The organism is Clostridium aestuarii (genome assembly GCF_026735135.1).
Lineage (GTDB): Bacteria > Bacillota > Clostridia > Clostridiales > Clostridiaceae > Clostridium_H > Clostridium_H aestuarii.
In genome coordinates this window covers 29825-45061 of sequence record NZ_JAPQER010000003.1, presented here as the reverse complement: position 1 = coordinate 45061, position 15237 = coordinate 29825, and the positions used below count along the sequence as shown (strand labels likewise).

Genomic DNA, 15237 nt, shown 5'->3' with positions numbered 1-15237 from the left:
TTTTAAAATTACTCTTATTAATTTAAAACTTATTATAAATTACATAATATATAAAATAATATATAAATGTTCCTGATACACTTCCACTAAAATCTATTACAATATCTTTTACAGTAGAACTTCTTCCAGACACAAAGCTTTGATTAAACTCATCTAATACTGCTAAAAATAAACATATAAAGAAAATATAAATCAAAGCTTTTTTCCCTTTAAATTTAAAAGAAAAGAATGTAATTGAAATAAAAATTGCTAAAATTAAATACTCCATAAAATGAGCATTCTTTCTAACTAAAGCATTTAAATCCTTATTTATGTATTTTTTTGTATTTTGAACTATATCTATATTTTTAGTTTTTTCTTTTATAATTCTTGTTATAGCTTTACTTTGTTTTTGAGATATATTCCCTACATTGTTTGAATTATAAAATATAAACCCAATCCAAAGTATACATCCAATAACACATAATAGTATAAATATTTTCTTTAGTATAAATAAAGTATACTTAACATCTTTTTTCATAACAATTATGCTCGCCTTTCTTGTATAATATATTCCAATTTGTTAATAATTACATTATATCAGAATATAAATTATTAAAACTATTTTAAATTTAAAATCCAGCAGAACTTTTAAGAACTACTGGATTAATATTTATAATAAAGTATTCTAGTAAAATTATCGATAATAATATGTATTAGCGAATTTAAAATAACACGGAGGTTATTATGAAATATATTATACCTTTGATTATATTTATAATTATTGTAATAATTACAACCTTAGCATTATGTAAAGCTGCTGGAAAAGAAAATCCTACAGATGATAATTATAAAAAATAATTTAGAACACTATCAACTCTATTACTTTTTATATCCATCAGGATGATTTTTATGCCAATTCCATGCTGTCTCAATTATTGTTTCTAACGAATCATACTTTGGTTCCCAACCAAGCTCTTTTACAGCTTTTTTAGATGATGCTATAAGAATAGCAGGGTCTCCTGCACGCCTTGGTGCCTCTTCTGCTTTTATATCTATGTCAGTAACTCTTCTTACTGTATCAATAACTTCTCTTACAGAAAATCCTTTTCCATTTCCTAAGTTATAAATTTTACTTTCCCCACCATTTTTAAGTCTTTTTAATGCTAAAAGATGAGCTGAAGCTAAATCACTTACATGTATATAATCTCTTACACATGTTCCATCTTCAGTGTTATAATCATTACCAAATATCATTATTTTTTCTCTTTGTCCAAGTGCCACTTGAAGAATTATAGGTATTAAATGTGATTCTGGTCTATGATCTTCTCCTATTTTTCCGCTTATATGTGCTCCTGCTGCATTAAAATATCTAAGAGCTGTATACTTTATTCCATAAGCATTATCACACCACTTAAGTATCTTTTCAACTGTTAATTTTGACTCTCCATAAGGATTTGTTGGAAATGTCTTATCTTGTTCTAATATTGGAATATTCTCTGGCTCACCATAAGTTGCTGCTGTAGAAGAAAATACTATATATTTTACGTTATGATCTTTCATTGCTTCAAGCAAATTTATTGTTGAACCTACATTATTATTAAAATATTTCAGTGGATTTTCTACACTTTCACCTACAAGAGAATCTGCAGCAAAATCTATAACTGCTTCTATATTATTTTCATTAAACACTTTATCTAATATATTTCTATCTCTTAAATCTCCTTCATAAATTTTACCACCTAATACTGCATCTCTATGTCCTTTTTGAAAATTATCTAATATTACTACTTCTTCTCCTTGTTCAAGAAGCTCTGCTACCATATGGCTTCCTATGTACCCAGCACCGCCACAAACTAAAATTGACATTAAAATCTCTCCCATTATATTAATTTAAATATCTAATTCTTCCCCATTTTTGTCCATCTCTAGTCCCATATATAAATAATTAACTCCTTCATACCACAACTTTGTATCTTCCTGCTCCAAAATATCATATACTTTTGAGTTATAAAAATTTAATAAAGCTTGTTTTTTCGATATGCCATGATTTTTAGCGAACCGCTCTGATACTTTTGCTACTTTTAAAGGAATAAATATATGAACATTTTGTTGTGTTACTTTTGGCAAGCTCATAAATATACCTCCTGATAATTAATAAATTTTAGGTATTTTAAATCTTTTCTTGAACAAAAACTACACTAAAGATTTATTCTTATTTTCTTATATTGTACCTTATGCTCTACTATATCTTTTTGTTGACACTTTTTCCATTTAGCCCTAAGGGTCTGACCATTTTACGAAGGAAGGTTTCGCCTGACTGAGCTTGCTCATGGTATTTGCGAGGGGAGCTTCACTTTCCGAACTTGCTCTAAAATTGCGACATTTTTCGAATTTTCACTGACCTATATTACTAATATTTCTTAAATATTAAAAATGATGGAAACTTAGGTTTAAACCATGTTGACTTTGGAGGCATTATGCAGTTATTATTTGCACACTCAACAAATTCCTCTTTTTCTAATGGATATGTTTGAATTAAAACATCTTTTTTATCTGATGATAATTCATATTTTTCCAACTCACTATCTGATATATACTTAAGTTTTCCAGTATCAAAAATACGAAAAGCTTGTGAAATAATTTGTGTATTTAATCGATAAATATCATTATTCCAAAATGCATCAGAATTTAAGTCTATCAGATTAACTACAAAACTGTCGCCATTATAATTTATACGTATTTTCCCTTTAGAAAGAGAAGTTTTTGATGGAAATATATCGAATCTATTGTAAATAAACTCTCTAGCTTTATCAAATAATTGAGCATCAATATTGGGAATAATACGATGAATTGGTAAAATATCTAAATACTCAAAACTAATTAAACATGATAAAACTGAATTTTTAAAACTAGATAAAGAAGTTGTATATAAACGATGATGTCCATCTGCAACATATAACTTTTCAACTTCTAAAAATTCCTCCGATATCTTCTGAGCTTCTTTACCACAAAATACATAAATTTGTATATCTTCCAACATAAAGTAATCTATATACTTCTTCTCTTCAATATATGATAAATAATTAACCTTTTTTTCATGTGCTAATAATACTGGTGCAACTTCGCAATTGTAACCATGCAAATTACTTAGCATCCCCTGAATTGTATCTGGTAAAACTAATTCATGGCATTTAATTCTACCACTATCATACTCATCAATAGGGATATCACATACCACACCATAGATATTCTTATATTTAAAAATATAAATTGCATTATTAAAATTTTTAATTTGTTGAGAATTTAAAGCTTCTTTTTCTTTTCTTGTTAAAAAAAGAGTTCTTTTATCTAATTCTATTTTATTATTCTTAACATTAGCTAAATTGATAAATTCAGAATCGTATATTTTCCCACTGATATTTATATATGATTGTTCTAGCATATTAATTTGCATATGCTTCACCACCTTAATTTTTTATATAGGGTTGTTACATAACTTATACCTTTTTTCAAGTCGCTCAACGCTCCAAAATCAATTTTACTTTTTAAATCATTCACATAGAATTAGTAAATATTAAAATCAGTTATATCCAAAATTTATCTTTAGGAGAATCTAAAGATATTTCTTGCCCAACTTCTTTTAATTGAGCAATTTGATAAATTTTTTCTGCAAAATAAACATCATGCATTGAAAGTCCAATATTATATATAATAATTCTCTCTTCATCATTCATTCTTCCTTCAGCATCGCCACTAAGAACATCTGAAATTTCAGCAAATTTTTTGAACTGATTAAAATATTTAAATCCTTTAACGTGGTCTGTATCATCAGCATATACTTTATCAAAGAACAGGTCGCAATTCATGAATCCTCTTGTATGAATTGGTACAACTAAACATCCTTCATCAAAACAGTTATCTTCACATATATCTTGAGCAAAATAAGTGACAGAAGATATGATAATATCACTTCCTTTTACAACATCTTCATATGAATCACATAGAACAAATTCAATATTATCCGAATTAGATAAATTTTTTATATACTCTTGAAACAATAAATGCTGGTCTTTATATTTCATAAGTTTTAATAAAATTTTCCTATATGGGAATAATGAAAGTAAAACTTTCAATGTAGCTCTCGCTTGATTACCTAAACCTATAATCCCAATCTTATTAAAATTTTTTTTACCTAAAAGCTTAATTGAGTGTGCAGCAACTGCACCAGTGCGCATAGTAGTAATATAATTACCATCCATTAAGGCCTTAATATTACCTGTCTTATAGTCATATATCATAATTTGGCTATCCAACGCAGGTTTTCTTGATGGATATCTCGTTACAACTTTTATTCCCCCGCCATTATATTGAGGTAGCAAGGAAGGCATAACATTATAAAATATTCCTTCTGTGGGTCTCATACTAATTTTTGATGGTAATATCACATTACCTTTATCTTCTAGCATATTAGATACCCATTTATAACACTGAATAGGTTCTATGTTTAAATCTATAATATCGTAATGTGTAAAAATCTTCATTTTTTCTCCCTTAAAAAAATATATTTATATACATACTATTTTATCCCAAAATCTTTTTTAGTGCTTTTATCAACTTATCATTCTCGTTTGGTCGTCTAACAGCCACTCTAATAAACTGACCATTAAATCCTTTCTTTTGAGATAGATCTTTTATAAATATATCATGTTCATCTAACAAAATTTTTGTTAATTCTTTAGCTTGATGAGATTCTAGGACTTCACATAATACGTAATTTGCTTGTGTTGGTACTACTCTCAAATTCTCAATTTCTGAAAGTTTTTTAATATACTCTTTTCTAACCTTCTTAAATTTATTCATTGCATTTTGATAATCACTCTTATACTTTTCAAATATCTGCATATAAAATTCAGCAAATGAGTTAATATTCCAGATAGAAACATCCTTTTTAATAAAACTAATTATATCTAAGTTATTAGAAGCCAACACCCCTAAACGAAGCCCAGGTACACCAAAAGATTTTGAAATACTTTTTACTACTATTAATTTTGGATAACTTTGCAATATATCTTCATTAATAAGTGTAGTTTCTTCCTCTTTATCAACGAAATCAACAAATGATTCATCCACAATAAAAGTAATACCTTTTTCTTGTGCCCACTTTGCAATCTTTAAAATACCAGATTTTTCTATATAATTACCTGATGGATTATCAGGATTGATCAATACTAAAGTAGAAATATCTTTTTTGTCATAAAAGCTTATCAAATCATTAGCTGAATAAGTATAATTATTGTTATCAGAATAATACGCCACAATATCTTCTGGATTTCTTCTATTAGGATATTCTTCAAATGTAGGTAGAATAACGCCTATTTTTCCTTCGAGTTTTTCCATCAATGATTTTATTAGCTCAGCTGCACCATTTCCTACAACCACTTGGTTTTTATGTATTCCAAAATACTTAGCAGCCAATAAACTATTAACATCCATACCTGATGGATAGTCACAAATCAATCGTTCAAATTTTGCCTTGATCTCATCTAATAATTTTGGTGTTGGATAAAATGGATTCACCAAATAACAAAAATCTATCAAACCTGGATATCTCCAGTATCCACCATATCTGCTCTGAATTCTAGTTAGTTTGTCTTCAGTAGAAGTTGCAAAAATCGACTCAGCAATATCAAGATCTTGGATATCATCTATTTCGTACCATGATTCATCATCTAAAATTGTAGCTTTTATTTCTGGTTTATCCAATAGTGTTATAACCTTTAACACTTGCTCATAATACTCATTATCACCAAGGGCCTTGCTATATGCCTCTAAAAATGGCACATAATGTGTATTAGAAAACTCTTTACTAAACTTATATATATTAACTGTCTTATAATAATTTTGAATATCAGCAAATTTAAAGTGTTTTTTATCCAAAAAATTCTTGATGTTATTACCTTCATCTAGAGTAACAACTGTACCATCCATCCAACTTTCATATTTTGCTACTAAAGCCAAACTAGGATACGGATCCTCAATTATCTTTTGTAATACAGAATCTTCAAATATTAAATCAGATTCAAGCAATAGCGTATCCTCCTTTAATAGGTAGTTTCTTGCCAAGTAAAGAGAATATATATTATTAGTTTTATAGTAAATCTCATTATTTACATAATTAATGGGAGTATGAATATTTAGAGTTTCTACATACTCCTGTAGCTCTTTTCCTTTGTAACCAATAACAATTGTTATGCTAGATAAATTTAATCTATCTAATTGAGATAACATTCTCTCACTCATAGTAACACCATTTACTTTTACCATACATTTTGTATTATCATTTGTTAATTCTTTTAGGCGTTTTCCCATTCCTGCTGCTAAAATAATTGCTTGCATTTTATTCATTCCTTTCTTCCCTAGTTTTACTTATTAGCTAGTAAAATCATTTTTTTCCACTAACGCTATCTTATTTTTCTTAATATTAGCTAGATTAATAATTTCTGAATCCTATCTTTTTCCACTAAGTATATATATTTTTCTAGCATGTTAAATATATCATTCACCTTCTTGATATATTTAACAAACTATTTTTTCCATGGATATTCATAAATCTCAATACCTTCTATATGTTTCAACTCATCTTGTTCCCTTTTACTTGGTGGAATCATATAATTTTCACCATATTTTTTACACAGTACTTGATGATAGTCTACAGGAATTTTGTAAACTCTATTTTCAAACTCTACTTCTTTAAAATTATTATAACACTCATTTGTAAAAAGTTGAGAAACATGCATTGGCCAAAAGTATGGATTAAATGTCCAACTTTCTCCATTTTTATTTTTAATGATATACTTATCAATTATTTTTTTACTTACTTTTTTAGTAATAAATATTTTCATGAATTTAAAAATATAAAATCTAATTTTATGTTTTCTTTTATAGTAATTTGATGAAATATCATGTGTATGACATCTAGTTAAAAAACTAATTAAGTACTTATTCATATGGGTATATTTTTCTTTTAAAACAGGTATGTATGAAAATATATCAATAAAGATTTTTTCATCAAAATTTGAAGTTTCAATATATTTACTAGGTATTATTTTGCTTGGTTTATACATAACTTTTATAGGTATTCCCCACATTTCATAATTACTTGTTCTCCCATCATGAATTTCAATGTTACTTGGAAGCTTGTCCTTTAATTTAGGTACTATAAATTCTAAATCTTCTTGCTTCATAGCAATATCTATATCGTCATCCCACGGTATAAAACCCTTATGTCTAATAGCTCCTAATAAACTTCCTGAATCTAACCAATAATCCACATTATATTTTTCACATACTTTTACTACCTCATCTAAAATATACATTTGTATTTCTCTTAGTTCTTTAATATCAAACATAAAATTATCCTCTCTGCTTTAATTTATTATTAAGAAAAATATTCATTTTATATACATAATTCCAAACTATTTCGTTTTTTAATAATAACGAAACTATTAAAAATATAATTGTAGCTATTATACCTAAAATTACTGTTGTAATAATAGATTTTCTTAAATAATTACTCATTATTAAAACAATAGTTACTGTAATTATTGAAGCTCCTAAATTAATTAATAAATAATTAATAATTTCTTTCATATTTAATTCTGGTAATTGAATAGTCATTTTATAAAACAAATACCAAGTTGAAATAAGTTCTACTGTTAATAAAGAAATAATAGCTCCATAAATACCAAAATGCGTATCCAATAATACATTACCAGTTATCATAAAAATAAGTATAATATTTGATAGTTTTACTACAAAACGTTCTTGTTTTAATGGTATAAAAAGTGCATTAGTAAGAATTCCTCTTAGTGGACGTGTAAACGCAATTACAGCCAGAATTTGCATATAAAAACCCACACCCTCGAAATTTCGCCCAAAAAACCATGATGAAAATAAGGGTGAAACACTAATAATCCCAGCTACAAAATAAAATCCTACGGTAATACATGCTTTTAGAGAAATATTAAACATTTTGATAAACTCTTCCATCTTATTTTCAGAAATATAGAAGGACATTCTAGGTAGTAAAACCATACCTACAGAATTTATTAATCCAACTGCAATATTTAATATTTTTTGTGATTGCTCATAAAAAGCTACATTTTCTATATTAGAAAAAATGCCCAATAATGTTTTATCTAAAGATACAAATAAAACTGTTGTAATACTGGGTATAAAAAACCATAAACTTTTTTTCAAATGTATAATAACATTGCTCATTTTAAATATAGGTTTTAATATATATTTTTTTAATGAAAATAATAATCCTAAATTTCCAACTAAATAAACTAAAACATTTAGAAAAACATATCTATTCAGTTGATGCTCTTCTTTTATAAAAATAAATATTAAAACTGTTAAGCTACTTCTAAGTATAGTATTACGAAGAACAACCTTATCAAATTCTTCAATCCCAATAAAAAACCATGAAACTTGTGTAAAACTAAAACATATCATTATTTGCCAAAGCATTAAAGTATTAAAGTATTTATAAAATAAAAAATAATTCACAATAATAAATAATCCACTAGAAACTATGGTCATAATAAATTGCATAATCCATAATTCCCAAAATGTTTGATTCCTTTTATCTTTAGATGATTTTACAAATGCAATTTCTCTACTCCCGTATGATTCGATACCAAAATATGAAATATAAATAAATATATTAGTTATAGAACAAGTATAACCATATATGCCTATACTTGTTCTATTAAATATTCTGGAAATATATGGAATTGTAATTATAGGAAGTAGTACTATAAATATTTGATATAAGCCATTGTATATAATATTTTTTTTTAATTTCTTGTCCATATGTATTTTCCTCTCAAAATTTCTCGAGTAATAACTGTAGTACGCTAAATAAAAATACAATTATATATGCTTATTTTGCAATAAATTATATGTTTAAAATTTTATTATAACTAAACGATAACTTTAAGTTACTATTATTACACACGCTGTCATTATGGAATTTAATAACTTGTACTAATTTATCTTGCAGTATCTATTTATATAAATATAAGCTTTCACCACTTATTTATCTAAATACATCCCATATGTTATTTGGGATTTAATTAATACTACAATTCTTTTATTCTAAATATCTGCATTTTTTAAGTTTTTAATATATTTTAAATTTATTACTCTATACTTTTAAAGAGGCTCTTTATTCCATAACACCCCAATTATTTCATCTATAATTTTAGGTGTAAAATGTATTGCAAAAATAACACCTGATAAATAAGCTATTCCATTCATTAAATCTCCTCTCATTAGAAATATTAAATGAAATGTAATATAAAATGAGATTACTTCATAGTATCCCCCAATCTCAAAATATTTTTTACATGTAATCCCTAATTTTGCAAGTACTAGTGCAAATAGTATCATTCCAATTAAACCAAAGTTTATATATCCTTCTGATGGAAAAGGATTAGATAAATTATTAAACCACATTCCATAATAATTAATTAAATAATTTCCTATTACTATTCCAGTAGATTCTGGTTTATTGTTCCATATATTCCTAGGAATAAAAAATAACATAGAGCCTAACAATTGATGTCCTTTTGTTATTCCATTATTTTTTACAAAATCTACAGTCGCTATAAAATTTGACCATGCATCATAATGTAATGTGTTAAATTGTTCTGAATAATTAATATTCATTATCCCTTTAATTATTTGTACATTACCATTTATAATATCCCTTAAACCATATTCAGAATGTGTTATAATAGTACTTGCAGGGAAAAAAATTATAAATAATATTAATAATTTTAATAAAAATTTTCTTGTATTTAATTTTTTTCTATTTAAATAAAATAAAATAGTAAGATATAATGGTCCTATTGCATTTCTTTTTTCTAAAAACGGATTTTTTATAAATGCAAATAATAAAAAGAAAACAACTAAATTAATTAAAACTTTTCTATTCTTAAATTTGTTTTTATAAATATACAAATAATATGTAAATAAGAAAAATGGTAACATAAAGAAATATTTATTAATTATAAGACTAGTACTTTTATTCATGTTATCTTCAAATTCACTCGTTCTAAAAATAATTTTTTTCAAAATATCCGGTATATATATAAGTAACACTATTAAAAACATTATAGTAATAACTAATGACACAGTTTTATAACTTACAATTAAATCCTCATTATATATATTTTTATCAAAATTTTTATTTAGTAATATAAATCTAAAAAAATTATAACTAACTAAAAAAATACATAAGTATATATTTACTCTTATTATTAATCCATTATTTATTGGAAAAGTATTTGGCAAATACCCTTGTTTCAATTGAAAAATTGGAGCTATAATAAAAAACAAAACATAAAATAATATTAATGTACTTTCAAAATATAAAAATTTTCTTTTACATATATAGGCAACCATCAATGAAATAATCAATATATTTAATAAAAATGACCCATAAACACTACTAATCCCAAGTGTAAAAATAGCAAACATATTTAGTACTATAAATATTAGCAAACTAATAAAAATATTTTTAAAACCATTTTGTTTATTTATCTTTATGCTCTTCATCTACATCAAATCCTCTATTTATCTTATATTAGAACCCAAAATCATTTATATCAATCATCCTTAGTTATAATCTAACTTTACAAATATGTCATGAATGTTATTTATATAATTTTCTTGTTGAAGGTATTGATTTATCTTGTTATAATTATTTTCAATAATTTCTTTGTAATTATCTCTATTAAAATAAAGTTTATTTATAATATTTATGCTTTCAATATAATTATCATATTTAATAAAAAAACCATTTTCTCTTTCTACTATTAAATCCGGTATTCCTGCATGTTTAGTTGTAATAACAGTCATTCCATTGCCCATCGCTTCAATAATAGAGATAGGTTGTCCTTCTTTAGGATATCTAGTCAAAAGCATAAATATATCACTTTCTTTTAATAAATCACTCTTCTCTTTTCCTAATACTATTCCTTTATACTCAACAACATCTTCAAGGTTATTTTCTTTAATAAAATTTATAAACCATTCTTTATCTTTTTTATTGTAAAATTTTCCTGCAAAATTAAATTTTAAATAATCAATGTTTTTTTCTTTAGCTAATTTAGCAATATAAAGTACATCTTTATACCCTTTGCTCTCAATAAAATTACTTAAATACAATACATTTAATTTGTTTTTACTTTTAATATCCTCTAGTTTCTTTTCAAACTCTTCATCACTAATCAAAAATTCATCATCTACACAATTAGGAACAACAAAAATCTTTTTCTCGTCTATCATTCCTTCAAATATATATTTCAAAGAATTACCTAAAACTATTACTCCATCTAATCCCTTAATTGCTTTATAATTTAATTTTCTTTGAATCTTTCCACACTCTTTTTCAATAAGAGTTCTATAATATCCACCATGTAAATGAATTAAACATTTTTTATTTTTTCTTCTAATAGTTTTTAAAATTATTAGATCTCTTATATTTCCACCTTTACTTTGAGCAATTGTAAAATAAAATAAATCTGCATCACTTTTTCTTATTTTATTTAAATTACTCAAAAACTTTTTGTTATCAGTAATATTCACTTTTTCAAATTCGTAATCATCCTTCAACCATGAATTATATAGTGTATCTACTGCCTTAGATAAGCCATGTATTGGAGGTGGAAACTGAGCTATAACGCATATTTTCTTTTTCATATTAATCACCTTTAATTTTTTATATTTTACAAACTTCCTAATAATTTCTTAACAATATGATTTGTTGTTAAATTATTTCTTAAATACTCATTTCCATTTTCAGACATTTTTTTTCTACCTTGTTTATCTATCATATAAATAAGATTATTTTTATAGCTTTTTAAGTCTCCGTATAAACTACACTTTCCAGATTTATATTCTTCTTCAAGAAGCTTTCCGTAATCAGTGTGTGCATCAACACATGCTAATATTGGTAATCCAGCTTCCAGATAACTTAACGTTTTTGATGGAATATGTGGAACTTTTAAATCCCCATCAAGATTAATCAACCCAATATCGCATTGTTGTAGTGCAGCTTCATATTTTTGGCTTGGAATCCTATCAATTATTGTTACATTATGCAATTGTTTTTCAATAACATATTTTTTTAACTTTTCTTTTTCTGTCCCATTACCAATAAGTAGAAAATGTAACTTGGGATATTCATCTTTTATTTCATTAGCAAGTTTCAAAAGAAAATCTAGGCCTTGTTGAATCCCTAACACCCCACCAAAAATAGCAACAATTTTACCTTCTAATCCATATTCTTTTTTAAAATCAATTGTATTTTCTTTACGTTCACGAATTGTACGCCAATTTGGTAAATAACATAGTTTTTTCGAATCAACTTCTGGTAAATTCACCTTAACATATTCAATGTTTCCCGCTGACATACATCCAATTTTATCTGCCAAATTATATAATTTTATTTGTTGATATCTAAAATAGTAGTACATCGGTTTTGGTAATACTCCCATATTCATTGCCATTTGTGGAAACATATCTCTTAATAATAAATATGTTTTAGCCTCTGGATTTCTTTTTTTTAAATATGAAACTATTTTATACATTCCAGGAATAATACTAATTGGTACAATCAAGTTAAATCGAACATTCGAGAAAAACTGTTTTATTGCTTTTTTATAGTAATAAGGAATTAATTCAGTTGTAATTCCCTTTTCAATAAAGTTCGTATTAAAATATTTTGTTGGCATTTTTACACGTAAAACTTTAACACCTAACTTTTCTTCCACAAATGTAGACTTTTTAACTACATCAGCGCTAATATAATCCTGAATAGTTACTACATAAACATTGTATCCTTGTTTTACAAATTCTTCTGCTAAATCAGAGTACAAATTTTTTTCCTTTTCAATATTGGGAAACAGTACTTGAAGCATTAAAATATTTTCCATATTTTATCTATTTCCTCCAAATAAACTTATTTATTACTGATGTATAACCTTGAATAATATTAACAACCTTAGTTGAAACATTAATATCTGTGTAATCATGCGCTTTAACTAATTGTTCACCTAATTGCTTTTGTTTTGTTATAACTTCAATAGCTTGAATTATACTATCAAAAGTTATTCCACCTAAAATAACTGATCCCTTATCTATAGCTTCCGGTCTTTCAGTACTTGTTCTTATAGATACTGCAGGAAATCCCATTATATTTGATTCTTCTGCTAATGAACCACTATCTGATAGTACACAGAATGAATCTTTTTGAAGTTTATTATAATCGTAGAATCCAAAAGGTTTTAACTGTCTTATATTTTTATGAAATTTAATACCTTTAGATTCTATTCTGTTCCAACTCCTAGGATGAGTTGAATATACAACTGGCATATTATAAGTTTTTGCAATTTCATTCAATGCATCTATCAAATTTTTGAAATTATTATCATTATCTATGTTTTCTTCTCTATGTGCACTTACTAGAATATATTTACCCTTTTCTAGTCCTAAACTCTCCAATACATCACTTTCATCTATCTTATTCATATATCTATTAAACACCTCTGGTAATGGAGAACCTGTTACAAAGGTATATTCTTTTCTCATTCCTTCTGATAATAAGTATCTTCTTGCATGCTCTGTATAAGCCATATTAACATCGCTTGTAACATCAACTATTCTTCTATTAATCTCTTCTGGTACATTCTGATCAAAACATCTATTTCCAGCTTCCATATGAAATACTGGAATTTTTAGTCTTTTAGCAGATATGGCACTTAAGCAACTATTCGTATCTCCTAATATTAAAATAGCATCTGGTTTTTCTTTATTTAACACTTTATAAGAAGCTGCTATAATGTTTCCCATAGTCTCACCCAAATTGTTACCTACAACTCCTAAAAAATAATCTGGCTTTCTCAAATCTAATTCTTTAAAAAACACATCATTTAAATTATAATCCCAATTTTGTCCTGTATGAACTAATATATTATTAAAATATTTATCACACTTTTTTATTGTTTCACTTAATCTTATTATTTCTGGTCTTGTTCCTACTATCGTCATTACCTTCATTTTATTCATAAATTAAACCTCCAAGAAATATGTATCTGGTTTTTGAGGATCAAAGCATTCATTTACCCACATCACTGTAACCATATCAGTATCACCTATATTTACAATAGAATGTGTATACCCTGTAGGAATGTCAACTACTTGAAGCTTTTCTCCTGAAACTTTATATTCTATAATTTCATCTGAATCTATCTTTCTAAATCTGATTAATCCTTCTCCACTAACTACAAGGAATTTCTCATTTTTTGTATGATGCCAATGATTTCCCTTTGTAATTCCAGGTTTTGAAACATTTACTGAAACTTGACCTCTGTCAAGAGTTCTGATAAATTCAGTAAAAGCTCCTCTGGCATCACAGTTCATTTTTAAATCATATGAAAAGTTATCTTTTGGCAAAAAACTCAAATATGTACTATAAAGCTTTTTAGTAAGTTCATCTTCCATATTAGGTATACTTAAATTTTTTCTACTTTCTTTAAAGCTTTTTATTTTATCTGCTAATTCCCCTAACTTTATATGATAAACAATAGGTATAAAGCAATATGTGTCTTTCATGCTTTCATTACCTTCTAAGGCTCTTATAAATTCATCTACCACATCATCTATATAGCACAAAGTAATTTCTGCATTAGTATTATTAATTTGAATATCTAAATTTCTTGCTATATTGTAGCAAAATGTAGCTACCACCGTATTATAATTAGGTCTACTCCATTTTCCAAAAAGGTTAGGTAATCTATATACTAATACCTTAGCTCCTATTTCTTCACTATATTTAAACAATAAATCTTCTCCAGCTCTTTTGCTTCTGCCATAAAGGTTATCCTTATCAGCTTGTATAGATGAAGTAATAAGTATTGGTGATTTATTATTATGTTTTTTTAATTCTTCTAAAAGTTCAGATGTAAATCCAAAATTTCCTTTCATAAATTCTTTTTCATCCTTTGGACGATTTACCCCTGCAAGATGAAAAACAAATTCACAGTCTTCTGCATATTCATCTAATAAAGATTTATCTGTATCTATATCAACCTTTAGTATATTTTTATAACCTCTATTATTAAGTTCTGCAATAAGATTTTTACCTACAAAACCTTTTGCTCCTGTAACAAGTATCTTCATTAA

General features: G+C 26.0%; 13 protein-coding genes. All 13 read right to left on the bottom strand.

All coding sequences use genetic code 11. The annotated features are described in order from the left end of the window. Positions 1-22: 22 nt before the first annotated feature. Complete coding sequence (locus tag OW763_RS08470; protein ID WP_268040695.1) at positions 23-520, bottom strand: VanZ family protein; 498 nt, start codon at positions 518-520, stop codon at positions 23-25. A gap of 341 nt (positions 521-861) precedes the next feature. Continuing rightward, positions 862-1848, bottom strand: a complete 987-nt coding sequence (gene galE / locus OW763_RS08465; protein WP_268040694.1) for a UDP-glucose 4-epimerase GalE — start codon at positions 1846-1848, stop codon at positions 862-864. A gap of 24 nt (positions 1849-1872) precedes the next feature. Next, a complete protein-coding gene (locus tag OW763_RS08460) occupies positions 1873-2115 on the bottom strand; it encodes a hypothetical protein (protein ID WP_268040693.1) in 243 nt (80 codons plus the stop codon). A 277-nt stretch (positions 2116-2392) separates the two neighbouring features. Continuing rightward, the gene (locus OW763_RS08455; RefSeq protein WP_268040692.1) at positions 2393-3436 is read right to left on the bottom strand and encodes a DUF1015 family protein; all 1044 of its coding nucleotides are present in this window, start codon (positions 3434-3436) and stop codon (positions 2393-2395) included. 130 nt (positions 3437-3566) lie between these two features. Further along, a complete protein-coding gene (locus tag OW763_RS08450; protein ID WP_268040691.1) occupies positions 3567-4523 on the bottom strand; it encodes an ornithine cyclodeaminase in 957 nt (318 codons plus the stop codon). Between the two features lie 40 nt (positions 4524-4563). Next, on the bottom strand, positions 4564-6387 hold the full coding sequence (locus OW763_RS08445; protein WP_336296888.1) for an aminotransferase class I/II-fold pyridoxal phosphate-dependent enzyme: 1824 nt from the start codon (positions 6385-6387) through the stop codon (positions 4564-4566). Positions 6388-6566: 179 nt separating this feature from the next. After that, entirely contained in the window at positions 6567-7391 is an 825-nt protein-coding gene (locus tag OW763_RS08440) for a LicD family protein (protein WP_268040690.1), read from the bottom strand. Between the two features lie 4 nt (positions 7392-7395). Further along, positions 7396-8859 (bottom strand): oligosaccharide flippase family protein, encoded by a 1464-nt coding sequence (locus OW763_RS08435; RefSeq protein WP_268040689.1) that lies wholly within the window; start codon positions 8857-8859, stop codon positions 7396-7398. Between the two features lie 342 nt (positions 8860-9201). Further along, the gene (locus tag OW763_RS08430) at positions 9202-10608 is read right to left on the bottom strand and encodes an O-antigen polymerase (RefSeq protein WP_268040688.1); all 1407 of its coding nucleotides are present in this window, start codon (positions 10606-10608) and stop codon (positions 9202-9204) included. Between the two features lie 60 nt (positions 10609-10668). After that, positions 10669-11754, bottom strand: a complete 1086-nt coding sequence (locus OW763_RS08425; RefSeq protein WP_268040686.1) for a glycosyltransferase family 4 protein — start codon at positions 11752-11754, stop codon at positions 10669-10671. Positions 11755-11780: 26 nt separating this feature from the next. Next, complete coding sequence (locus OW763_RS08420) at positions 11781-12989, bottom strand: glycosyltransferase family 4 protein (RefSeq protein WP_268040685.1); 1209 nt, start codon at positions 12987-12989, stop codon at positions 11781-11783. 7 nt (positions 12990-12996) lie between these two features. Beyond that, positions 12997-14121: a non-hydrolyzing UDP-N-acetylglucosamine 2-epimerase gene (gene wecB / locus OW763_RS08415; RefSeq protein WP_268040684.1), complete on the bottom strand. Its 1125-nt coding sequence runs from the start codon at positions 14119-14121 to the stop codon at positions 12997-12999. A 3-nt stretch (positions 14122-14124) separates the two neighbouring features. Further along, the gene (locus OW763_RS08410) at positions 14125-15234 is read right to left on the bottom strand and encodes a capsular polysaccharide biosynthesis protein CapF (protein ID WP_268040683.1); all 1110 of its coding nucleotides are present in this window, start codon (positions 15232-15234) and stop codon (positions 14125-14127) included. Between the last annotated feature and the right edge of the window lie 3 nt (positions 15235-15237).